This is a genomic window from Metabacillus kandeliae, from assembly GCF_021166585.1.
Lineage (GTDB): Bacteria > Bacillota > Bacilli > Bacillales > Bacillaceae > Metabacillus_B > Metabacillus_B kandeliae.
Genome location: NZ_JAJOZE010000005.1, coordinates 169667 through 191134, shown reverse-complemented (window position 1 = coordinate 191134; position 21468 = coordinate 169667). Strand labels below are relative to the sequence as shown.

The window sequence follows — 21468 nt, the reverse complement described above, 5'->3', positions numbered from 1 at the left end:
AACAAACGGTCCTTTTCCTATGCATTATTTTTAGAATCTGTACCATACTAATAGGAAAAAGAGGTTTTTCTATGGTGCAGGTATTGTTATGGCTGAGCATTCTTATTCCCTGGGTAATCTTGTTTGTTTTCTTTAAAGGTGAAACGATCCGCCGCTTTCTCCCTGCCGGATTGTTCGGAGCACTGGTTTTAACCATCGTTTTTCAGCTCGCGGAGCAAAGACACTGGTGGTTTATAAAAGAAACGATTTATCCGCTGACCAACACTACTCCATTTGTTTACGGACTTTTCATCGTCGGAACGGTCATCATTTTGCGTTTCACTTTCCGCAAATTTTTACTATATTTGGCGGCAGAAGTTGTTATCAATCTGTTCCTCGCTTATATCGGAAATGCCATATTTATTTCGCTGGGGCTTTTTACACTCACTGCCTCAAAATTTTTCGTCTTCCTTTTAACGATGGGCGTCGGTCTCCTGATCTACCTTTTTCAAATCTGGTATGCAAAAAGCCCGCGCTAAATGGAATACATGGTCCACCTGCCGATATCCTGAAAGCCGAGCCGCTTGTAGATGCTCCCTGCCTTCGGATTATCATAGAAAAGGCACAGTTCTTTTCCTTCTGAAAGAACATCGCCGCAAAGCTTTTCCATGATTTTCGTCGCGTAGCCTTTTTGTTTATGCTCCTCAAGTGTGCATACACCGATAATCATGGCAGACAGTGTGTTTTCAGCAGCTGTTGAGGCGGATGAGATCATCTGCCCGTCTTTTTCTATGTAATACGTTCTTGTTGTGCCCTTCTCCAGATTCCGCCGCTTGCTTTCAGCCTTCTCGCTGGAATCAAACTCAGGAATGGCGCTCATCAGCTCAAGTATTTTTTCGACATCATCCAGTGCTGCTTTCTGCACCTCTTGATAATTGCCTCCCTCTGATAATAACCTGCTGCAGCTGGCATAATACAGCTGCTGCTTTTTTTTATGCTTAATAAAAGGTTCAAGCTTTGCCGTTACCTCTTCAAGGCCTGAAAGCATCTTCCAGTCAGGGTCGCTTTTCATCATCTCTGCAAACTGTTTTGCTTGAAACTCTCCAGGTGAATAAGGCAGGTAATTGCCTTCATACTTCAGGAGGACCGCTTTAAGTGAGCCTTCTTCCGAAAATTCTCCCCACACCTTTTGAAAAGGCTGGCTGTACCCGTATACTTCAATGTCCCCGATAATAAAAAGATTTTCTGCCGGCTTTTCCCCAATCAGCTTCATGCATGCATCATGGTCTTTCTCTGTCAGCAGCCTGATCATCCTGCATCCCCCCAAGAAGATATTTTTGCAATTTTATCTGAATTTTACTTCAAGGGCAAGATACTTTGAATATTTTTGTTAAAATAAGTTGGGGGTTCTAATTTAAAATTATTTTTTTGCCATTCTTCTTTTTTTATATTTTTTGGTCATATCAATTATTGCGGCTATTGCCATAATGCTGAGTCCAATGATACCGAAAATATTTATCGATTGATCATTGGCCCTTGTGTTAATTCCAATAATGAAAATGGCAAGTCCAATAAAATAAATGATCCACTCTCTTTTCAATGGAAAACTCTCCTTTTGATGAAAATTGCTTTATTCCAATATTTTACCATTCAAGAGAGTAATATCTATTACAAAAAACCCTTTCATTAAAGGGTTGGTCGATATATTTGGGATAGTGGCCGATATATTTTAAAAGTTCACCGATATATGAAGAAAAGTGGTCGATATATTTTGAAATCCGCCGATATCAGAAATCTGGGTTATGCAATGCCACTTAGTTATAGGGCGAAAATCAATTTTCAGAGCTGAAAACCCATTTTCCGAAGAGGCGGTTTAATTAAGAGCTGCTTTCCGCTGTTTAAAAAGAGAGGTCGCTGATATATCGGGAGAAGTGCTCGATATATTGGAAAGTTCGCCGATATATTTGAAATTGAAGCGGTCCAGCCTAGTTTGCACCGCAAAATATTCTTATTTTTCCATAGAGCCGGTTTATCTTAGAGCTATTTCCACTGCTCAAGTGTGGTATATATTGGGAAAAGCGCTCGATACATTTTAAATTTCGAACTTATAAGAATCAATTGTCCTCCCCTGGCTTATAAGAATACGGATCATGTCCGCCATCATGAGCGTTATTATTATCAATGCTCAAATCTCCAGCCTCCGTAATGGTTGCAAGCAGGATCTCATCAACCTTTTCCCCTTTTCTTTTAATCTTTTTCAGCAGCCACTCCCTGTCCTTTTTTAAGTATTTTAAGTTGTGGTCAAGAATTTGTCCGTCCATGATAACAGGGATGGGAATGTACTCTTTTTTCATTTGCAATTTCATATCCCGCGGCTGAACCGGCCGGTAATCCGATTTCGGAATCACACTGATCTGGCCGGTATCTTCCAAAAGAGCGATCGCAATGTTTTTCGTGTCGGTATATCCTTTTATGCGGAGCTCTGCAAGCAGTTCATCCACTGGAATTCTGACCTTCCTTAACCCTTTCCTGTCAATATCGCCATTCCGGATTAATACTGTCGGACTTTCATACATAACCCATCGCAGCTTATTGTTCAGCGAGAACAGCATAAACAGCCTGTACAGGACAACAAACATGACTGTTGCTCCAAGAGCCATCCAGACATTTTCCTTTTGCACAGGCTGACTGATTACGTTACTGATAACGATGATAAACAAAAGATCAAAGCTGTGCATCTGCGAAACAGCTTTTTTTCCGGTGATGCGCAAGAAAATATAACCAAATACAAATATGACGAAAGATTCCCAAATGATCTCCAAACCGCTCTTCAGCTCCTGATACTGGCTTTTTGTTAGTATGCTCTTCAAATAGCCGATTATCAGTCAAATGTGGCGCATGTTTTTCCGTATTTTAATACATCATAAATGGCTCTGCCGTCTGTTGAATGGTGTTCTGAATATTTCACAGGAAATAAAGCAAAAAAGACAAAGTAAACGGAAAAATAAGAGAACTGATACAAAAATTGATTTGCTTCAAGAAAACCTGCGTTAATCAAGCTATTGATTCCAAGCACTGAAAGCAGATTAAACAGCGGGCCTCCTAAATAAACAAGAGCGTGGGCATAGCGGCTGTCATATTTCAAATTTTCATATTCGCAGAACGAATCAAGAAAATATAAATGCTTAATTTTCACTACACCAAGCTTTACAATGGTTTTTCCCCTTCCCACTGTAAAACAGCCCTTTCCTCCGAACAAAAGGGCGAAAAACGTATGCCCCATTTGATGTACAATTGCTGCAAGCGGCAAAACCAGAAAAAAAGCCCAGAAAAATGTTAGGACATCGTTCCATTCAAACACGCTCATTTCCTCCTCAAAATCTAATGTCTCTATCTTATTTCCTTGAAGAAAGCAGGCAAAACGGAATGCATCAAATTTCATCCCAACGGCCCAGAAGTACGGTGAGTTTAGACCTATTTTCATTGGCTGTACTATTTGCCTTTTTCCAGTCATATACATGAAGCGATATTAAAAGAATTGGAGGCTTGTCTCTATGTACTACACTTATTATCGCGTTGCTCCCTCTGAGCAGCTTGTGACAGACCTTGAAAAAGCGCTGAATGGACAGTATACAGCAGTTGCCTGCTATGAAAAGCTCGCTGAACTGGCAAAGGATGAAGAAGAGAAAAAGACGATTTTGGAAATCCGCGAAGACGAAAAACGCCATTACGCCGGCATTTCTCAAATTTATACAGGCCTGACAGGCAAACAGCCGAATCCGGAGCAGACGGAAGAATGCGCTTCTGACTATGTCGCAGGCTTGAACGCTGCCATTAAAGATGAGCAGGAAACGGTAGACTTTTATAACGGCATTGCGGACAGAGCCCAAGATCCATACGTCAGAAGGCAGTTTAGAAGATTTGCAGCAGATGAGCAGAATCATGCTGTGTGGTTTCTATATTTCCTCACAAAAAATAAATAATTCAGCTCGCTGGCTCTTTAAAGAGCCAGCTTTTTTATGTGCTTTTCCATCAAGCAATGAAACGAAATTTAGCATATGTATAAACTATAGTTTGCAAAAATATTTTATTGACATTGAGAATAATTATCAATATCATTGAATTGAGAATAGATATCAATTAGTTGAAGGGGAATGTCAGATGCTATCCAGTTTTATACTCGCTTTGCGCGAAGGCCTTGAAGCCGCGCTCATTATCGGCATTATTTTAATACATACAACCAAAATCAACCGCAGAGATCTGCGGGCATCTGTTTACCTCGGTGTTGTTGCCGGCCTTTTCATCAGTGTCATCGGCGGATTTATCGGATTTTCCGGTGCAGAGGAAATGGAAGGCGCTGCAGAAGAAATATTTGAAGGAATTACGATGCTCATTGCAGCCGGGCTGATTGCCTACTTTATTCTTTGGCTTCACCGTCATAAGGATCTGTCAGCTTCTGTTACCTCAAAGGTTTCATCAAACTCGTCTAAAATCAGTCTGTTCATCCTGTCGTTCCTCTCTGTTTTCCGTGAAGGATTGGAACTGATGATCTTTAATCTTACTCAGATCTCTCATAGTGCAGGGTCACTTGTTATCGGAAATCTGCTTGGCATCTTACTTGCCGTGCTTATCGCTGCAGCTATATTTAAGGCAGCAGTAAAACTGAATCTGTCCCTTGTCTTTAAACTGCTCGGCATTGTGCTGATCTTTCTTGGAGCGGAAATGTTCGGAGAGGGTCTTGAGAAATTGTTTGAAGGCGGCGGAGAACTTCTTGAGAAAGCTGGGTTTGTGCTGTTTATACTTCCTGCCCTTTATGTTTTTCTGAAGGATGATGTGAGGAAGCTGCGTGAAAGGAAAAACGTAAATAAGACGTTCTAATAGAATAATTTTATTAAAATGAGGCGATTCATAAGAAGAATCGCCTCATTTTATTTCTACTTCACTTTCACCCCAATATCTCCTGGCAAACCGGGATTTTGCCCATATAACAGCAAATGCCTGCAATATCTCGGTACTTCAAAGGTGAGCAGTACTTTGACTTTTCCAGGGTTCCGGAAATGGAAATTTCTCCAGTTCTTCTCCTCCAGCACCTTCGGATAGATGTTTGGATATTCCTTTCCTGTTTCATCAATTAGCTTATAACTAAGAGGATTATAAATGGACGATCCCACATCTTCGCCTTCCCCTGCATTGGTAATTGGAATGGTTATCAGTTCATTTCCTTTTTTGGCAGCAGGAATGCCTGCAGGGGTTTTCACCTTCTTCCCAAAAGACTCAGCAGGATTATATCCGACACTGTCTCCCAGATTGACTGTTTTCCACGTTTTTAAGATCGCCTTGCTGAGCGGGCCTTCCCGCCATTCTTCTTCAAGGGTTTTTACTGCCCTGAAGGGGATAATATCATCTTCCTTTTTCGGTGTTTCTTTTTTCTTGTTAGCCGAACCGTTTGTGGCAGTTACGTTTCCCTTTGTCACTTCGCTTTCCGTACCCGCTCTTACTCCTTCATTAGATTTTTGCACATGAGGAATGGCAGCAGCGAGCAAGGAAATAATGCCGGCTGCCAGAAGAATGCCGCTTGCTGAAAAAACTATTTTGAAGTGTTTTTCTGTTTTTTCCGAGTTCTGGTAACCCCCGCTGATACCTTGATACGGTTGTATTCGCACTGCCTTTTCTGCAGGAAAACTAGCTCCAAGTACGCCCACAAAAACGGGAAGAAAAAGAAGCAATGACAAAAGCGGAAGCTCCTGGCCAGGAAAAGATCCATATACCTTCCAGATCATGAAAAGAGCGATCGCTAAGCCAACGATGCCAGCAGCTAAGCCATTTAAGCATCCTTCCAGAAGGATCATGCCTCTGACCGTTCCGTTTCTCCAGCCGAGCGATTTCATTACAGCGATTTCCGGCTGCCTCTCCACAACATTCTGCCAAATGATTTCAAGCGTTGTGAGAATAGAAATGGCAAAGGCAATCCCCATTGCCAAATACTGAAGCGGTCCCGCCTCAATCGAGACAAATTGGCCAAGCCATGAAGTATACATAACCCCTTTCAAGCGGAAGGTGATAAACAGAAAGAAAATAAGCATGGACGACGGCATCGCAATGGATAGAATAGACAAAACACTTCTCTTCCATCTCGCAAGCATATAATTCAAGCTCAATGTGACAATGGACTGAGCGCGGAAATGCCTCTTCTGAACTGATATTTCCCCTGCTTTCATACTCTCATAAGGTTTTATTCGTCTGACGAGAAAGCTTGGAATAAATGTGCCAAGCCAGTAAATCAACAGTCCGAAAAGACTTATCAAAATGATTCTTTTCGCATCTGTTTCGATGTGATGGGTCATATAAATCCAACCAAGAATGAGCCAGCTGACTAAGGAAACAAGGATTCCAAGGACAGTAGATTCAATAAACAGCAGTTTGGAAAGTGCACCAGGCCTCCATCCCAGAGAAAGAAGAACCGCAAACTCTCTTTTCCTTGCATACATCATAATTAGATTAGATGAGAACACGTAGACTATTGCAACAAGAATGACGCTGCCGATCACAGCTGTCAGCCCCACCTTTGCCTCTTTGAAAATAGTGAACGATGCTCCGATCTTTATCCAAGGCTGCTGCACCCATCCTGGGCTTTGGCGATCCTTTATGGCCGGTATATGCGTAAGTGCAGGCTGCGGCGATGAGCCAAGGGTCACATCGGTGATTAAGCCTGTTTGCTGCCGGATATCCTTTTCCACCTTGCGGATAACCGCCTGGCTGTTTTCATCTATCCGATCGACTCCTTTTACCTTGATTCGAATGGCAGCAATCGGCTTATCTCCCAGCACCTTCGCAGCCGCATCAAGGGTAGTCAGCATCATCGGAGGCCTTGTTAAGTAGCCGTACTGGTTATTTTCCGGTTTCATATCTGCCGGAGGATTGACCGGCTTGCCGTTTTGATTCATCACCTGCTGGGCTTTAGCTGGGAAATAGGTTTCCATTGGGAGCTCAGAAAGCGGGTCCTTTGAGATCTTTAGTTTAAGAGGATCATAAACCCCTTTAACCTGCGGGATAATGCGAATCCAATCTTTGAAATCAAGCATATTTACCGGCCGGTAAGTCTGCTTCCTATAATAGTTTGTACCAGTTGGGAGCTTGAAAGGCTCTACTTCATAGGCAAATGGCCACCTGTCACGGAAAGGACTGCTGACTGGCCGATATTTAAGCGGAGAAGGCGTGTTTGTAATATATAGGGTGGAGTCGCGGGCTATGTTGTCTGAATCTTCCTGCTGCGGCTGAAAAATTTTCTGCGTGATTTTTTCTTGTGTCTGCTTTGTTGTAAAAGACTGCTGATCAACTATCTTTCCTTTTTGTTTATCTAAAAAGGCAGCACCGCCATTTTGTTTGACTCGTTTCATTGTCGCTGTCTGATCCTTTAAACTTTTAAAAGGAAGTGACAGCTTTTCGATTTTATAGGCCACTTTCCCATCTACATATTCCCTGTCGCTGAGCATAATGGGAGCGAGAGTTTCTTTGAATGAATCGTTGCTATAGACCTTTGCTTTATCATCTTTTGTAAAAAAGCGGCTCGTATCTGAAGAAATGACAGCCTGATCAATTCCTACAAGTTTTGCTTCTGCTTCAGGATCAATTCCCGCAATAAGTGAATCCGTCCCGTAGTTTAAATCTCCATTGAACGTCACCAGGCCATATTCTTTCCCCAGGCCCTGGAACGTCCAGCTGCCAACCTTAAAATAGTTGGAACGGGAAATGATTTTTTCCTTGCTGGCCCCAGTGTTATTCGTTTCTGTTTCCGTAATTCGGTAGAGACCGTTTTCTTCCGGGAGAAATTTCCCCATTACCGCTTCATTGTAGGTATAGCCAATCATGGCAATCGGCGCCGCTATTTCAACATCTGGTATGTTTTTAATTTTTTCATATTGATTTAGAGAAATTCCTCCTCCTAATCCGCTCAGGTAATTCGGCTCCAGCAGCTTTAAGTCCTCTGTCACACTGCGGCTGTCCTGTGGCCGAACGACTATGTCATAAGAGGATTTCCAGCGCTTTTGAAGCTCGTCAACAATTGTTCCGTTGCTCGCCTGGGAGACCCCCACAAGGTAGCTTAAGCCAATGCTGACGATTAACACGCCGATCAGCATAAGAATAAATTTCTCCTTATTGCGCCACCAGGAATTCCAGATAAACTTAAACATAAGCAGATTCTCGTGTTTCTGAAATAATCCTTCCATCCTTCATCCTAATTTGGATTTTCGCCCGATTTGCGAGGGCAGGATCATGAGTTACAAAGATGACACCGCAGCCCTTGCTTCGATTTAACTCTGAAAGAAGTTCAAAAATCACTTCCCCTGTTTCCGTATCAAGGTTGCCTGTGGGCTCATCCGCAAGCAGCCAGCTTGGTTCATTTATTAAAGCCCTGGCAATCGCCACCCTCTGCTGCTGACCGCCGGAAAGCTGGGACGGAAGAGCATTCGCCTTGTCACGAAGTCCGACCTGCTCCAAAAATTGCTCTGCCCGCTCCTTCTTTTGATAGCTCCCTTTCCTTCCAATCAGTGGCGACATCACATTTTCCAAAGCGGTCAAGGTTGGCAGAAGATGAAACTGCTGAAAAATAAATCCGATATGCTGAAACCGAAAATCGGAAAGTTCTCTGCTTTTAAGCTGGCTCACATTTTTTTCTCCAAAATAAATTTCACCGGAAGTCGGTCTGTCCAAAGTGCCAAGCAAGCTTAATAATGTAGATTTTCCCGAGCCGGAAGGGCCTGCGATGGAAACAAACGCCCCCTTTGGAAATGCGATATGAATGGCTTCCAAGGCATTTGTTTTAATCCCATCCCCTTCAAATACTTTCATCACATTCCTGCATGTAAGTGAAATATCCATAAAAGCCCCCCTATTTTATGTATATTTCGACTATATCATATTTCCAATATTTAGGTTTCTAGGAGTTTGCCATTGTAAAAAAAATAACTACTTAAAGTAATATGGCAAGGGTGATAAGACGAACCTCGCATATCGATGTTTACTAGGGTTTGGTTTTTGTGATAATTCCCCACTTCTCTGCATTCGGAAAGAATTATGAACGCCGTTTCTAAGATACGGATCTCTTTGGACAGATCTTTTACCGGATCTTAAAAGAAGTGATGAATAGACAAAAGCTGAAGTGTCATGCTGATCAGCAAGACACTTATTATTTACAGAGTAAGATGGTTTAATAATGTTACGAATCAAACAGATTCGGGAAGGGAACATAAAATAAAAAAGGAGGGATAATATGAATAAAGTGTTTAATTATGCAGCTGTAATCCTGGTTGCTGCCCTGGTCTATCTAACGACGATATTTCCAAACAGTATCTTTGTCGTATTGCTGATGCTTGTAACCTTTCTTTACTTTTTTTTAACGAGCTTTTATATATTCAAGCATGGAGATAAAACCGTCGCTGTCTTGGTTTGCTTGCTTTCAATAGGGATCGGAGTAGGCGCCTGTATGTTATTTAATCTATTTTTCCTTTCCTAAATAGCCGATTTTTGAAAAAGACTTTCCCATCCCCTTCAAATACTTTCATCACACTCTGGAATTATCCATAAATCCCCCCTATTTTTTGTTATTTTGTATATTTCAACTAAAGCACATTTCCAAAGTTTAGGTTAGTAAGAGTAATATGTTGGGAATTTCTCGACTCGAGGACTCCGTGGTGGATATGGCAAGGGCTTTACATAAAAATGCACCCTAGTTGAGTGCATTTTTCATACTATTGATTTGGTGAAACTGCTTGAAGACAATCCCGTCTAACCTTCCACTTCACTATAACCGTTCATCCCGGAATAGGCGGAACCGCCATTTTAACAGCCGGATCATCATTAATAAACGTAATATTAACCGACCCTTGGATTTCCCTTACTTCATCCGCCGCGTCCAGCACCTCGGGAAAATCATCCGCAAGCCTGATGCTGTCATCAAACAGCACCATCCCATTCCTGTTCAGCAAATCTATGAGTTTTCTGGCTCCTTTCGCCTCAAGCTCAAAGTTAATGACAATCATTTTATTGGCATACATCGTGTGATTGATGACCCAGCCGCTGCTTTTTGTAATCGAGCTGACGGCATAATCAATCATTTCGTAGCGGTTTGCCTTCGTAAATCCTTTGAGCCTTAACGTCTCTGGTATCATGGCTGCCCTCCTTAACATTAGGCTCTGTTAAATTGGCTGTTGATTTCCGTTTCAGGCGTCCGCTTTCCGCGGGGCGGGCGCTGAGCCTCCTCGCCGCTTCGCGCCTGCGGGGTCTCACCTGTCCCGCTGTTCCAGCAGGAGTCTCCCGCCTGCCACTCCAATCAACAGGTGTATAAAAATCAGCATTCTTATTTAACGCAGGCTAACACAAAAAAACACCCAAACATGGGTGCAGCTTATTCTGAAAAATACGGGTTTAAATGAATCAGTACTTCATCGATGTTATCATATTCTTTCATCAGCATCGTCTTTATTTCTCTTGTAAGATCATGGCCTTCTTTGATGGTCTTATCATGATCAATTGAAATGCGGAGATCAACAAGCACGTAATGGCCATGCTCCCTTGCCCGTATTCTGTCAATCCGCTTTACTTCTGGAAAGGTGTGAATCACATCTTTGTAATGGGCAATGGTTTCAACGTCAATATTCCGTTCAAGCAGGATATCAAATGCTTCTGAAAGCATTTCCTTGGAAATTTTAAAAATGAGGTAGGCGACGAAAATACTCGCCACTTTGTCTCCGTAGAGAAGAATAGGAATGTTAAGCTTATCTCCAATGATGGATACGAGGACCCCTATCGCCGCTGCAATGGATGCCACAATATCTGCCTTGTGATCAAATGCAACGGCTTCAATCGCCTTGCTGTTCTGCTCTTTTGCCACCTTAATGGATGTGCGGTACAGGATTTCTTTTGACACATAAGAAAAGAGGGCCACTCCCATTGCCAGAAGGCTTGGCGATTCAACAGGATGAAAAAAGCCAGAAACTCCTTCATAAACGATATAGATCGAAATGAAAAATAATAATAGTCCTACTGCCCCTGAAACGACAACCTCTGCTTTGCCGTGCCCGTATGGATGCTCGGCATCAGCCGGCTTATTCGCTATTCGAATAACCAAAAGAACGATTAAGGATGCCACAACATCGGCTGCACTGTGAATACCATCTGCAAATACGGCATCTGAATGCCCAAACCAGCCTACGATCACTTTTCCCGCAGTTAAAATAATATTGGCAATCAAGCTGATGATGGCAATTTTTCGTGCGATACTTTCCCTCATGATTTAACCGACTCCATCTCACTATAAAATACTTTGCTATCTTATCAGACGAATTCCTAGTGGGTCTAGAGCAAGATTGTTGAGCACACCAAGGGTTTTGACCAGCAGCTAACTTTTTTACAATAACTAAAAAGATTTGAACTTGGGAAACTTTCCCGCCAGTGCTTCAGTTAGGATTTTCGGTTCCTCTTCCTTATAATAGAGATAAAACTGTACACAAGGTGATGATTGGTATGGATGAACAAGAATATCAGCATGATGCAGAACTGGATGAAGAAACTCTTTTTATTGTTTCCCAAACCTTTAAAGCTCTATCCGAGCCAACAAGACTGCGGATCCTCCACCTTCTCTTTGACGGCGAACACTCGGTAAACGACATCGCAGAACGGCTCGCCCTTCTGCAGACAACCGTTTCGCACCAGCTCCGTTTTTTGAAAAATTTACGGCTTGTTAAGTCGCGGAGAGAAGGCACCACGATTTATTATTCGCATGATGATGAGCATGTGATTGATTTGCTGAAGATGTCGATTGATCATGCGCGGCATACTTGATTTGGCCCTTCCTTTTCTGCTGTAAAGCAGTAGGGGAGAGGGCGATTCAAGCAGTAAAACCATAAAAGTTAAAAACAAAAGAGCCCTCAAAAAAGAGGACTCAATTACAATGCACATTCTCACAGCAAGGCTCACCTTTTAAATCAACCTGAATGGTCGTGTGCTCCAAATGGAATTCGTCATGCAATGCTTTTTTAATGCTTTCCAAAAGCTGTTGATGGCCATTTTCATTTTCAGCCACCACATGACAGCTTAGGGCCGGAAAGTCTGAAGTGATGGACCAGACATGAAGATCGTGCACTTCTTTGATGCCTGTGATTTTCAAAATGGTTCTCTTCACTTTTTCGACGTCGATGTCCGGCGGCACGCCTTCCATCAGAATGTGAATGCTGTCCATTGTCACTCTGTATCCGCTGATTAAAACCAGAATGGCAACAATGATGCTCGCAATGGGATCGGCAAGCGACCAGCCGAGAAACATGATCAAAAGTGCCGCGATAATCGCGCCGACTGAGCCGAGCATGTCGCCAAGCACATGCAGGAACGCACTTTTTACGTTTAGGTTATGGTCCTTATCGCCTTTCATTAAAATATAGGCTGCTGCGATGTTGACGAGCAGTCCGATAATGGAAATGAGAAGCATCCCTTTGCTGATGACTTCAGGCGGTGACAGCAGACGCTGATAGGCTTCCCAGAAAATAATAAGGGAAATCACGATCAGGGCAAGGCCGTTGATGAATGCTGCCAGTATTTCAAAGCGCTTGTAGCCGTATGTTTTCCGGCTGGATGTGCCTTTTTGTCCAAATATGAGAGCTAGCACACTTAAGCCGAGTGCAGCAGCATCGCTCAGCATGTGCCCTGCGTCAGACAAGAGAGCAAGGCTGTTTGTCATAAATCCCCCGATTACTTCGACGATCATAAACAAAAAGATCAGAATAAAAGCGCTGAATAAAGCTTTCTTATTTGCTGAATGTCCGTGATGGTGGTGGTCATGTGAATGTCCCACGCAATCACCCCTTATATGAATATATGTTCATATATAGTATTACAGGGATAGCCAATTTGTGCAACCCATTTCTGTTAGATCGAACGGATGATGCCGCCTTCCACTCTTTGAGAAGTGCCGTTAATGGCAGAAGCTTTTTCTGACGCAAGAAAAGCCACGGTTGATGCGACTTCTTCAATCGTAGCAAAACGCTGAATCAAGGAGGAAGGTTCGTTTTCTTTGAAATAATCCATTGTATAGGACTCCAAATCCTTGTTTTCGGCCTGTGCCGCTCCTTTTAAGAAGTTTTCAACGCCTTCTGTCCAGGTCGGACCAGGGAGAACGGCATTGACGGTTACCTTTGTCCCTTTTGTAAGCTCAGCAAGGCCTCTTGAAAGACTGATTAGCGAAGTTTTTGTCATGGAGTAAGGGATCATGGACGGCACCGGCTTTATTCCCGCTTCACTGGCGATGTTTAAAAGCCTGCCGTTGTTCCGCTTGATCATTTTCGGGAGGAAATGCCTGCTCATTCTGACAGCGCTCATGATATTCACTTGGAAATAGTCTTCCCATTCCTCGTCTGTTACTTCTTCAAATGCTTTTACTTCAAAAAAAGCCAGGTTGTTAATTAAAATATCAATTTCAGCAATCTCTTCCGCTTGTTTAATCAGGTTTTGGCTGCCATCCGGCTTGGATAAGTCCGCTGCTATGCCATATACTTTTCCCAAATGCGTAAGATCACTCACTGTTTGATCAACCCGCTTGCCAGACCGGCCGTTCACAATGACGTGTGCTCCTTCCTTCAGAAGCTCCTCAGCAATTCCTTTTCCAATACCAGCCGTTGAACCTGTGATTAAGGCTGTTTTTCCCTGAAGTTTTAAATCCATTTCACAGCTTCCTTTCCACCATTTATTTTTAAAAAGTATACCTGCTTGTCTGCTGTTCATGCAAAAGAAGACACTCGTTATAAGAGGAGTGTCTTCCATTCGGCAGCACTTTATGAGGTTTCTGGCGAATTTTAGTGAATATCCTTCTTTTTAAATCTTCCTCCGCGCACTTCGTGGACACCGCCAATGGCAAGAAATGCCTGCGGGTCATGATCTTCTAAGATTGATTTTAGTTTTGCTTCCTCAAGGCGGGTAATCACGACAAAGATGACTCTCTTGTCGTCACCTGTATAGGCGCCTTCGCCGTTCAGGTAGGTTACACCCCTGCCGAGGCGGGCGAGGATCGCATCACCTATTTCCCGATAGTTTTCGCTAATAATCCAGGCGGACTTTGATTCATCAAGCCCCTGTATAACCACGTCAATGGTTTTGTAGGCAATGAAGTAAGCGATCAGGGAATACATGGCGCGATCCCATCCATACACAAAGCCTGCTGATCCTAAAATAAACAGATTCAGAAACATAATCGTTTCGCCAACAGAAAACGGTATTTTCTGATTGACCAAAATGGAGAGGATCTCAGTTCCATCAAGGGAACCCCCAATCCTGATAACGATACCGACGCCGACGCCGATGGTGATGCCTCCGAATACAGTGGCAAGCAGGACATCATGTGTCAGGCTTGGAATAGGATGCAGGTAAGATGTTGTGATCGATAAAACGATAATGCCGTAAAGAGTAGAGAAGGCAAAGGTTTTCCCAATTTGCTTATAGCCCATAAAGAAAAACGGCAAATTCAATACAAACAGGAAAATACCGAGCGACCATCCAGTCAGATGAGACAGCATAATCGAGATGCCTGTAATCCCGCCGTCGATGACTCTATTCGGGATTAGAAAGATTTCAAGACCGACGCCCATGAGGACAGCGCCGATGGTTAAGAAGATAAATCTTCTGAAAAGACCCAGCTTTGTGAGCTGGCGGTGCTGGATTTTCTGCCCAGCCAATTGTGTCATTTCTTCCAAACTCATTCCCCTCTCTTTTGTTTATCTTGTGGGCTAAAGCCCATTTTTACTCATAGGATAGGCAAAAATTCAGTGCCTGCTGCGGGGCACTAGCCATGCGGATAATTTGCTGAAGCAATCTAAATGCGGTAAAAAAGGAGGAAACCTCTTCTATTGTATTATACAGAAAATTGGATGAATATGCCCGCCAAAAGCTTTTATGCTTTTACTGGCCAAAAGAAAAAAGAGCACCGCTGTTCGGCGCTCTCCTTCCATCTTATAAGCTGACAGCGATATCATGCAGGGCTTCCGCACAATGCCGGCATGCCTCAGCACAGCGCTGGCAATGATCGTGGCTGTGTTTTTGGCATTCATCCTCACAGGCACGGCAAATTCGTTCACAAAGCTGCATAATCTCTAAAACGAATGGGCTTTCCGATTGCATGGCTTTTACTGCTGTCATGCAGAAATCAGCACATTCGCGGTCTATGCGGATGCAATTTTTCACCATAGATGATTCTTCTTCAATGCATTTTATGTAGCATTGATTGCACGCTTCTGCACATTGCAGGCATGCTTCTATCGCTCTTCTGTAATCCATCAGCATTCGGACTCCTCCTTATTTTTTATTGTTCTAGCTTCCCTTGCCGCTCTTTTTTCAAACGTCCTTTAAAGAGACAGAAAAGGGCACTGAATGCCAGTGCCCTTTCTTGCTCATTTCTTTAGATAGTTTTTAAGAACCGGTTTCAGCTGCTTCACAACGTGAAGGCTGCCGCCTTTGTTCTGCACATTTTCAATCATCATCGCTGTCAGAAGTTTTGGCTGATCTGTATTTACCGCTACCATCCAGCCGTTTTCCTTCCCTTTTTCTCCCTGCTTTTCTTTAAATTCCGCTGTACCTGTTTTTCCTGCAAGCGGGATGCCGAGATCAGCCAGTTCATGCGCTGTTCCTTTCGGATCTGATATGACTTTTTGCATCATGCCCATCACTTTATTCGCGTTTTCCTTGCTGATGGCGTTTTCTTTCCATATCTTCTGCTCATCCCCTTTTATAAGGGTCGGTGAAACAACGCTGCCATTGTTCACAAAGGCCGTATAGGCAAGCGCAACATGCAGAGAGCTCATTTGAACCTGCCCTTGCCCGTAGCCGCTGTCTGCCAGCTGCACCTCGCTGTTCATGCTCCCGATTTTAGAAGAAGTCACTGGATAGGCAAAAGGGAGCTTTTCTTCAAACCCAAACTTCTTCAGGCCGCTGCTGAAGCTGTCTTTTCCAAGTTCCAGCGCCTTTTGGGCGAAATAAATGTTATCAGAAATAATCATGGCTTCTGTCATGCCAACCGGTTTGCCGTATTCATGCACCCGTGAGACAAAATAATTTCCCCAGCTGGAATCCTTTTGCCATTTCAGCCCTTTTACATCCATTGTTTTATTTGGATCAATGCCATTTTCCAAAGCGATGCCTGCTGTCAGCGGTTTAAGCGTTGAACCTGGTGCATACGCATAGCCGAAACGATTGAGCAGCGGCTGATTCGGATTGCTGGTCAAAGCCTGCTGTTCTTCTGCTGTCATCCCATAAATATAGTGGTTCGGGTCGAAGGAGGGGCTGCTGACAAGCGCCAGTGTTTCTCCTGTCAGCGGATTGATTGCAGCGGCTGATCCAGGTTCATTGTTCAGCTGCGTGAAAAGCTGCTGCTGCAGGGCGGCATCAATGGTCAGGTTAAGATCCTTCCCGTTTACCGCCTTCTTTTCGGCCACAATTTTTTCCTGCCCTTTATCATCTTTAATTGAAATAACAGTCCCATTGGCCCCTTTTAATTGCTGTTCAAAAACCTGCTCCAGTCCCCTTTTGCCGATTTTATCCTGTGCCCGGTACTCCTTATGTTTATCTAAGTCTTCCTTTGTCACAGATCCGATGTATCCTACAAGATGGGCCATGGATTCTTTGTAAGGATATACCCTTGCATTCGTCCTTGGAGCTTGAACAGCAGGAATTTTAATCAGCTTCTCTGCCCTGGCTTTTTCATCAAGAGAAAATTCCTTCAGCGGCACAAAATAATCAGGTTTTACCCATGATTGATTCAGCTTTGACTGGATGTCCTCTTCTGTCATCTGCAGCTCTTTTGAGAGGCTCGCCAGTATTTCTTTTTCTTTCCCTTTCATCTTGGCAGGAATAACGCCAATTTGATAGATCTGGCCGTTAACCGCAAGCGGCTTTCCATTTCGGTCATAGATCTGCCCTCTTTCAGCCGGGAGCGTCTTCACGCTGACTTTTTCGTCCCCTTTAAGCCCAGGCAGGATGTAGCTTGGGTCCCATTTTACATACCAGTCTGTTTTTTTATCCTTTTCCTCTTTGACAAGCATGGCCTCTTTCTGAAAACTGACAGGCCCTGCTGCCGTATCCATTTTCACTGTAAACGGAAGTGAAATTTGCTTTTCATCCTTATGTTCTTCCGGCTCTTTCGGCTTTATATATGTAACGGCTAAATTTTTTGCGTCTGTTCCGCTGTAGATGTTCTGATAGCGGGACACAAAATCCTCTTTGCTGATTTTCTTCTGAACATCAGCAGATAAATCATCGTACATTTCCCCAAACTTCTGACTGTTCCAAAGCTTTGTAAACTCCTGCATCTTGTCCTCCGGCTTCGGCTGCTCTGTACAAGCGGCAAGCAGCAGAAACAGCACGGAAAGAATAAGTGCAGCGGCTGTTTTTTTCAATTGTTACGCCCCTTTTCTTGAAACTTCCTTTTAAATTATAGCATAGTGCTTGTTTTTTCTGGAAAAGATGGCAAAGAAAAAGCACCTGCTGTTCTGCAGATGCTCATTTGTTTTCTTATTTTTTTGTGACCCCTACATCACCGTGTGTGCCGGCTAGAGGCGGTGCTTCAACGTGCATTCTATATGTGGCTGTTTTTGATGTGGAAGCCGTCATGCAAAAGCCGGAGCCGACAACAAGCGGCGCTTCCGTCTTAACAGTTTTCCATTTGCCGCCGGAGGACTTTTGCAGCTTCCAGATATATCTCATATGTGAGAAAGACCCGATGCCTGAGCTCGCTGGGAGCATCCAGACAGCACAAATTTTAGCTTTGGAAGATCCGATTTTAAATGATTTTGTGTTGGCGCTTTTACCGCCTGTTACTTTGAAAGAATACTTTTTTTCAGCCGCAAACACAGAAGATGGCTGGGCGCTCATCGTAAGCAGACCCGCAATAGCAAGTACAGCTGCAGATTTTTTCAACATTTTAACAACCCCTTGTCTCTATTTCGGTATAAGTTTAATCAACCTGAAAATGACAGTCAATGTCATGAAAGGAATTCATTACTATCGATCCCCTCTAATAACACAAAATAATCTGAAAGACCTGCAGGCGTTTCATTTACATCCAGCGTAATTTCCGCTACTGTTAGGAAAATGCCGCTTTCAGAGAAGGAGATTCTATGAAGGAATATTTACTGCTTGCCCTCGCTATTGCTTCTGAGCTATTTGGAACCTCGATGCTGAAGGCTTCTGATGGATTTACGAAGCTGTGGCCTGCTATAGGAGTAGTGGCCGGCTTCGGCATTTCCTTTACCTCGCTTTCTCTAGCTTTAAAAGGGCTGCCGCTGAGTGTCGCTTATGCAATTTGGTCCGGTGTCGGAACAGCTGCGACCGCTGTGATCGGTGTGCTGTATTGGAAGGAAAAGCTGAATATTTATAATGCCTTGGGAATCTTTCTTATTATCGCGGGAGTTGTGCTGCTGAATATAAAATCACCTTCCCATTAACAAAGCGCCTGAAGAGCTTCAGGCGCTTTGTGTTTACCGGTCCAGTTTAACAAGCTCGGCATCCTGATTTTCTTTCCCTAGAATCAGGTCGCATAAGATATGGGAACCAAGCATGCTGTAAACCGTTCCGTTCCCTCCATATCCAAGAAGGTAATATTCCTTTTCCCGCTCAGGGTGACGGCCGATAAACGGAAGATTATCAAGAGATTCTCCAAAGGTTGCGCCCCACTCATAAGCCTTTTTAATCGGCAGCTGCGGAAAAAGCTGCTGCAATTCTTTCTCAATTTCTGCTGCCCTGTTCTCGATCCAGCTCTCATCCTTCGGAGCTTCCGGCTTTTCTTCATCAAGCCCTCCTGCAACGATGCGGTTGTCGGCTGTTGTTCTCATATAAAGATAGGGACGGTTCGTCTCCCAAATCAGGGCCCTGTCATTCCAGAGTGACAGATCTTCAATCGGTTCAGTCGCGATGGCATAAGAACGGTTGATGGCTGCGCCAACCTTTGGCTTTACTGCTGAAAGGTCATAGCCGACTGAATAGATCAGATGAGAGGCTGTGAAGGTTCCGATAGAGGTATGCAGCAGGATGCTGTCATCCTTCTGTTCTGTCCCTTCTGCTTCCACATGCTCAAAAAGATGAACTCCCTCTTCCTCGAGGTAAGAAATGATCGCATGAATAAACCGGTATGGATTTACTTCTGCGTCCCCGTATGTGACCAGGGCTGCCGGTTTATCAAATGGCAAATGTTCTCTCACTTCTTCCCCTGTCCAATAGTCTGCGCTGAAGCCATGCTTTGTCAGAGCATCGTATTCTTTTTTCAGCTTGCCGGCATGCGCCTCACTGCTTGCATAACAAATGCTTTTGCGCCTAATAAAATCGGTCTCGCGCTTCACACTGCGGCTGGTTTCTTCCAGCTGGTCAACTGCCTTTTTGCACAGGCTGTAAAACCGGACAGCCTGCTCTTCCCCGATCTGTTCGATCAGCTCATGAAGCATAATATCATTGGAAAACTGGAGCAGGCCCGTGTTCGCAGAGGAACTGCCTTCCCCCATCCCCCTTTTATCAAGAACCGCAATCTTCAGCCCCTGCTGCAGCAAAGTATAAGCGGCAAGCACGCCGGACATCCCCCCGCCGATAATGACCGCGTCATAATGGGAAGATATCTCGCTTCTGCTTTCTTTGATTCCTTTTTTCTTTAGCGTATCAGGCCAAAATAATTTGCCATTATGTAATCTCATCCATCTCTCTCCTCTTTTGGTTCCATTGAAATGGATATACCCGAAAAGAAGGAACGATGAAACGAGGCAATGTTTTCCGCTTTGTGCATTTGAAGGGGCTATTTTGAGTGTATTTAACCCGATTTAGAAGGTTTTTGGAGCAAAAAAGCCTGTTTTGATACAGTTTCTTTGATTTTTTCTTTATTGCAGTAAAGGATTTAGCGTTTTATATGCGGGTTTTCGGATTTTATATGCGGGTTTGAAGAATTTATTTGCAGGTTTCCGATTTTTATTTGCAGGTTTTGGAATTTTATCTGCTGGTTACTCTTATTTCTTGCGGGTTTATTCTTAAATTTGCAGGTTTGGTTCTTTATCTGCAGCTTAGATAAATTGGGCAGCCACGGCCATTATGTTTAATTGCTCACCTTAAAGAGTAAAGAGATGCAGCATTAATCAATTTGTCGCTTCGGTTCTCCCCATATACTGACCTGTTTTGGGATCAAAATAAATCTCTGCTTCCTTACCCTCAATTAGACCATTTACTGCTAAAAAGATATTTTTTTGATCTCTTATTATTCTATAGTGATAACCATGTGAAAATGGATGCGTTTTAGGAGATGGCTGGAGTCCAAAATTTAATATTGCTAACTTAATTATCTTTGTACTATCTGTTTTAATCCATTCATCTTTAATTGTCAGTTCATCGGAGGCACCTGTTAACTTGTATTTTATAAGCCTTCCTTTCTCTATTACAAATACTAATTGGCTCCTTTTTTTAGTTAAGGAAAATACGCCTTGCCAGTTTGCTTTTTTCCCATCTTGACCACTGACCTGTCCATCATCCACACTGTTTAAAAACATCAGTTCAGGATTGCTATCAAACTCTATAGATTTTTCAAATCCAAGATGATAAGCTTCCTAAAAAGTGATTTCCTTCTCAGGCAATGAACTTTGGTACTTAATAGTATAAATTTTGTTAGTTACTGCCTCTCCTGCATTTCGGTAAGTTTTAGTACTTTTTAAACTCAAAAAAACAAGACTTATTAAAATACATATCAGAAATACGTAAAAATAAATTCTGTATTTTAACACCCACTTTTCCACTTTCCACTACCACATCCTATTTAAGGCATTTTATACATAATCTTATTGCGCCTTATTTAAATACTTAATTAGACATACTCCCTTTTACACCTTCCAAATCACAAAGTTTACTACGAGACAATAATATAGTTGTTTTATAGGAAGATTTTTTATTTAAGCATTCAATTACAGAAAAAAACCGGGTTTCCCCGGTTCCCTCAATCCAAATATTGAATTTTCGTCTCTATGTCAGCCCGTTCTTTTGCTTGTGGAATTTCTTCCGGATATCCGCAGGCAAAAATGCCGATGATGGAGGCATCGTCCTGTACGTTCAGTTTTTCCCGCACAGCGTCTGAAGTGCCAAGAGATGACCAGAATGTGCCAATGCCGTCCTCCCATGCAAGCAGCATGAAGTTCTGCATAAAGCAGGCTGTTGCAACCGCATTCTCTTCCTTGATAATCTCATTGGCCCCGTGGGAGTAAGTTACAGCGAATACGGCCGGCGCTCCCCCGAAATTCGTTTTATGATTAAGGGCTTCTCTTGTTTTTTCACCGATGAAGAGTATATTCCAAGGCTCTGTCATTCTGTGGTTCGGCGCCATTTTTGCCTGTTCAAAATAATGGATCAGCTGCTCTTTTGCTACTTCGTCTGATTTGAATTTTTTTATGATTCTTCGCTCTGTAATGGCTTGATTTAGTTTCATTGCTAACA

The 21468-nt window shown here is 43.2% G+C and carries 23 protein-coding genes and 1 pseudogene; 7 read left to right on the top strand and 17 right to left on the bottom strand.

The genetic code is table 11. From position 1 onward, the window contains the following. Nucleotides 1–71 precede the first annotated feature (71 nt). The gene (locus LRR81_RS13570) at nucleotides 72–518 is read left to right on the top strand and encodes a hypothetical protein (protein ID WP_231789910.1); all 447 of its coding nucleotides are present in this window, start codon (nucleotides 72–74) and stop codon (nucleotides 516–518) included. On the opposite strand, the gene LRR81_RS13565 is transcribed toward LRR81_RS13570, so the two are convergent. From LRR81_RS13565 to LRR81_RS13550, 4 genes are all read right to left on the bottom strand, one after another. After that, nucleotides 515–1291: a GNAT family N-acetyltransferase gene (locus LRR81_RS13565; RefSeq protein WP_231789909.1), complete on the bottom strand. Its 777-nt coding sequence runs from the start codon at nucleotides 1289–1291 to the stop codon at nucleotides 515–517. The genes LRR81_RS13570 and LRR81_RS13565 overlap by 4 nt on opposite strands. A 108-nt stretch (nucleotides 1292–1399) precedes the next feature. Then, complete coding sequence (locus tag LRR81_RS13560) at nucleotides 1400–1579, bottom strand: hypothetical protein (RefSeq protein WP_231789908.1); 180 nt, start codon at nucleotides 1577–1579, stop codon at nucleotides 1400–1402. A gap of 514 nt (nucleotides 1580–2093) precedes the next feature. After that, nucleotides 2094–2801 (bottom strand): DUF421 domain-containing protein, encoded by a 708-nt coding sequence (locus LRR81_RS13555; RefSeq protein WP_231789907.1) that lies wholly within the window; start codon nucleotides 2799–2801, stop codon nucleotides 2094–2096. 59 nt (nucleotides 2802–2860) lie between these two features. After that, on the bottom strand, nucleotides 2861–3340 hold the full coding sequence (locus LRR81_RS13550; RefSeq protein WP_231789906.1) for a zinc metalloprotease: 480 nt from the start codon (nucleotides 3338–3340) through the stop codon (nucleotides 2861–2863). A gap of 193 nt (nucleotides 3341–3533) precedes the next feature. On the opposite strand from LRR81_RS13550, the gene LRR81_RS13545 reads away from it, so the two are divergent. Together LRR81_RS13545 and LRR81_RS13540 are read left to right on the top strand one after the other, a co-directional pair. Then, entirely contained in the window at nucleotides 3534–3962 is a 429-nt protein-coding gene (locus tag LRR81_RS13545) for a ferritin-like domain-containing protein (RefSeq protein WP_231789905.1), read from the top strand. A 178-nt stretch (nucleotides 3963–4140) separates the two neighbouring features. Further along, the gene (locus tag LRR81_RS13540) at nucleotides 4141–4857 is read left to right on the top strand and encodes an FTR1 family iron permease (RefSeq protein WP_231789904.1); all 717 of its coding nucleotides are present in this window, start codon (nucleotides 4141–4143) and stop codon (nucleotides 4855–4857) included. Nucleotides 4858–4913: 56 nt separating this feature from the next. On the opposite strand, the gene LRR81_RS13535 is transcribed toward LRR81_RS13540, so the two are convergent. Both LRR81_RS13535 and LRR81_RS13530 read right to left on the bottom strand, forming a co-directional pair. Next, nucleotides 4914–8171 carry an ABC transporter permease gene (locus tag LRR81_RS13535; protein WP_231789903.1) on the bottom strand — a complete coding sequence of 1086 codons (3258 nt, stop codon included), beginning with the start codon at nucleotides 8169–8171 and terminating at the stop codon, nucleotides 4914–4916. Continuing rightward, nucleotides 8164–8859 (bottom strand): ABC transporter ATP-binding protein, encoded by a 696-nt coding sequence (locus LRR81_RS13530; protein WP_231789902.1) that lies wholly within the window; start codon nucleotides 8857–8859, stop codon nucleotides 8164–8166. Before LRR81_RS13530 ends, LRR81_RS13535 begins: the two co-directional genes overlap by 8 nt. Nucleotides 8860–8974: 115 nt before the next feature. On the opposite strand from LRR81_RS13530, the pseudogene LRR81_RS21360 reads away from it, so the two are divergent. After that, nucleotides 8975–9152 (top strand): annotated as a pseudogene (locus LRR81_RS21360) (IS5/IS1182 family transposase); the annotation flags it as partial. Between the two features lie 98 nt (nucleotides 9153–9250). After that, nucleotides 9251–9493 (top strand): hypothetical protein, encoded by a 243-nt coding sequence (locus tag LRR81_RS13525; RefSeq protein ID WP_231789901.1) that lies wholly within the window; start codon nucleotides 9251–9253, stop codon nucleotides 9491–9493. A gap of 298 nt (nucleotides 9494–9791) precedes the next feature. Here LRR81_RS13525 and LRR81_RS13520 read toward each other — a convergent pair whose 3' ends face one another. Then, nucleotides 9792–10148: a hypothetical protein gene (locus LRR81_RS13520; RefSeq protein WP_231789900.1), complete on the bottom strand. Its 357-nt coding sequence runs from the start codon at nucleotides 10146–10148 to the stop codon at nucleotides 9792–9794. Nucleotides 10149–10384: 236 nt separating this feature from the next. After that, entirely contained in the window at nucleotides 10385–11269 is an 885-nt protein-coding gene (locus tag LRR81_RS13515) for a cation diffusion facilitator family transporter (protein ID WP_231789899.1), read from the bottom strand. Between the two features lie 233 nt (nucleotides 11270–11502). On the opposite strand from LRR81_RS13515, the gene LRR81_RS13510 reads away from it, so the two are divergent. Then, on the top strand, nucleotides 11503–11820 hold the full coding sequence (locus tag LRR81_RS13510; protein ID WP_231789898.1) for an ArsR/SmtB family transcription factor: 318 nt from the start codon (nucleotides 11503–11505) through the stop codon (nucleotides 11818–11820). A gap of 100 nt (nucleotides 11821–11920) precedes the next feature. Here the strand turns inward: LRR81_RS13510 and LRR81_RS13505 are convergent, their stop codons facing one another. The 6 genes from LRR81_RS13505 to LRR81_RS13480 form a co-directional block, all read right to left on the bottom strand. After that, complete coding sequence (locus LRR81_RS13505) at nucleotides 11921–12826, bottom strand: cation diffusion facilitator family transporter (protein ID WP_231789897.1); 906 nt, start codon at nucleotides 12824–12826, stop codon at nucleotides 11921–11923. 74 nt (nucleotides 12827–12900) lie between these two features. After that, complete coding sequence (locus LRR81_RS13500; RefSeq protein WP_231789896.1) at nucleotides 12901–13692, bottom strand: SDR family NAD(P)-dependent oxidoreductase; 792 nt, start codon at nucleotides 13690–13692, stop codon at nucleotides 12901–12903. Nucleotides 13693–13823: 131 nt separating this feature from the next. Next, complete coding sequence (locus tag LRR81_RS13495) at nucleotides 13824–14708, bottom strand: YitT family protein (protein WP_231789923.1); 885 nt, start codon at nucleotides 14706–14708, stop codon at nucleotides 13824–13826. Nucleotides 14709–14973: 265 nt separating this feature from the next. Beyond that, the gene (locus tag LRR81_RS13490) at nucleotides 14974–15303 is read right to left on the bottom strand and encodes a four-helix bundle copper-binding protein (protein ID WP_231789895.1); all 330 of its coding nucleotides are present in this window, start codon (nucleotides 15301–15303) and stop codon (nucleotides 14974–14976) included. Nucleotides 15304–15410: 107 nt separating this feature from the next. Beyond that, on the bottom strand, nucleotides 15411–17411 hold the full coding sequence (locus LRR81_RS13485) for a penicillin-binding transpeptidase domain-containing protein (protein WP_231789894.1): 2001 nt from the start codon (nucleotides 17409–17411) through the stop codon (nucleotides 15411–15413). 115 nt (nucleotides 17412–17526) lie between these two features. Next, nucleotides 17527–17934 (bottom strand): hypothetical protein, encoded by a 408-nt coding sequence (locus LRR81_RS13480; RefSeq protein WP_231789893.1) that lies wholly within the window; start codon nucleotides 17932–17934, stop codon nucleotides 17527–17529. Nucleotides 17935–18131: 197 nt separating this feature from the next. Between LRR81_RS13480 and LRR81_RS13475 the strand changes: the two genes are divergently transcribed. Then, nucleotides 18132–18458: a DMT family transporter gene (locus LRR81_RS13475; protein ID WP_231789892.1), complete on the top strand. Its 327-nt coding sequence runs from the start codon at nucleotides 18132–18134 to the stop codon at nucleotides 18456–18458. Nucleotides 18459–18491: 33 nt separating this feature from the next. Here LRR81_RS13475 and LRR81_RS13470 read toward each other — a convergent pair whose 3' ends face one another. From LRR81_RS13470 to LRR81_RS13460, 3 genes are all read right to left on the bottom strand, one after another. Next, entirely contained in the window at nucleotides 18492–19694 is a 1203-nt protein-coding gene (locus LRR81_RS13470) for an NAD(P)/FAD-dependent oxidoreductase (protein WP_231789891.1), read from the bottom strand. Nucleotides 19695–20126: 432 nt separating this feature from the next. Next, nucleotides 20127–20534 carry a hypothetical protein gene (locus LRR81_RS13465; RefSeq protein ID WP_231789890.1) on the bottom strand — a complete coding sequence of 136 codons (408 nt, stop codon included), beginning with the start codon at nucleotides 20532–20534 and terminating at the stop codon, nucleotides 20127–20129. Between the two features lie 440 nt (nucleotides 20535–20974). Then, nucleotides 20975–21460, bottom strand: coding sequence for a nitroreductase family protein (locus tag LRR81_RS13460; protein ID WP_231789889.1), 486 nt, complete (start codon nucleotides 21458–21460; stop codon nucleotides 20975–20977). Between the last annotated feature and the right edge of the window lie 8 nt (nucleotides 21461–21468).

Bases quoted from the DNA above. Each gene is read 5' to 3' on its own strand.
- LRR81_RS13510 (WP_231789898.1), top strand. From the start codon at position 11,503: ATGGATGAACAAGAATATCAGCATGATGCAGAACTGGATGAAGAAACT.
- LRR81_RS13525 (WP_231789901.1), top strand. From the start codon at position 9,251: ATGAATAAAGTGTTTAATTATGCAGCTGTAATCCTGGTTGCTGCCCTG.
- LRR81_RS13470 (WP_231789891.1), bottom strand. From the start codon at position 19,694: ATGAGATTACATAATGGCAAATTATTTTGGCCTGATACGCTAAAGAAA.
- LRR81_RS13515 (WP_231789899.1), bottom strand. From the start codon at position 11,269: ATGAGGGAAAGTATCGCACGAAAAATTGCCATCATCAGCTTGATTGCC.
- LRR81_RS13570 (WP_231789910.1), top strand. From the start codon at position 72: ATGGTGCAGGTATTGTTATGGCTGAGCATTCTTATTCCCTGGGTAATC.
- LRR81_RS13490 (WP_231789895.1), bottom strand. From the start codon at position 15,303: ATGCTGATGGATTACAGAAGAGCGATAGAAGCATGCCTGCAATGTGCA.
- LRR81_RS13545 (WP_231789905.1), top strand. From the start codon at position 3,534: ATGTACTACACTTATTATCGCGTTGCTCCCTCTGAGCAGCTTGTGACA.
- LRR81_RS13565 (WP_231789909.1), bottom strand. From the start codon at position 1,291: ATGATCAGGCTGCTGACAGAGAAAGACCATGATGCATGCATGAAGCTG.
- LRR81_RS13530 (WP_231789902.1), bottom strand. From the start codon at position 8,859: ATGGATATTTCACTTACATGCAGGAATGTGATGAAAGTATTTGAAGGG.
- LRR81_RS13460 (WP_231789889.1), bottom strand. From the start codon at position 21,460: ATGAAACTAAATCAAGCCATTACAGAGCGAAGAATCATAAAAAAATTC.
- LRR81_RS13500 (WP_231789896.1), bottom strand. From the start codon at position 13,692: ATGGATTTAAAACTTCAGGGAAAAACAGCCTTAATCACAGGTTCAACG.
- LRR81_RS13520 (WP_231789900.1), bottom strand. From the start codon at position 10,148: ATGATACCAGAGACGTTAAGGCTCAAAGGATTTACGAAGGCAAACCGC.
- LRR81_RS13535 (WP_231789903.1), bottom strand. From the start codon at position 8,171: ATGTTTAAGTTTATCTGGAATTCCTGGTGGCGCAATAAGGAGAAATTT.
- LRR81_RS13540 (WP_231789904.1), top strand. From the start codon at position 4,141: ATGCTATCCAGTTTTATACTCGCTTTGCGCGAAGGCCTTGAAGCCGCG.
- LRR81_RS13465 (WP_231789890.1), bottom strand. From the start codon at position 20,534: ATGTTTTTAAACAGTGTGGATGATGGACAGGTCAGTGGTCAAGATGGG.
- LRR81_RS13475 (WP_231789892.1), top strand. From the start codon at position 18,132: ATGAAGGAATATTTACTGCTTGCCCTCGCTATTGCTTCTGAGCTATTT.
- LRR81_RS13495 (WP_231789923.1), bottom strand. From the start codon at position 14,708: ATGACACAATTGGCTGGGCAGAAAATCCAGCACCGCCAGCTCACAAAG.
- LRR81_RS13480 (WP_231789893.1), bottom strand. From the start codon at position 17,934: ATGTTGAAAAAATCTGCAGCTGTACTTGCTATTGCGGGTCTGCTTACG.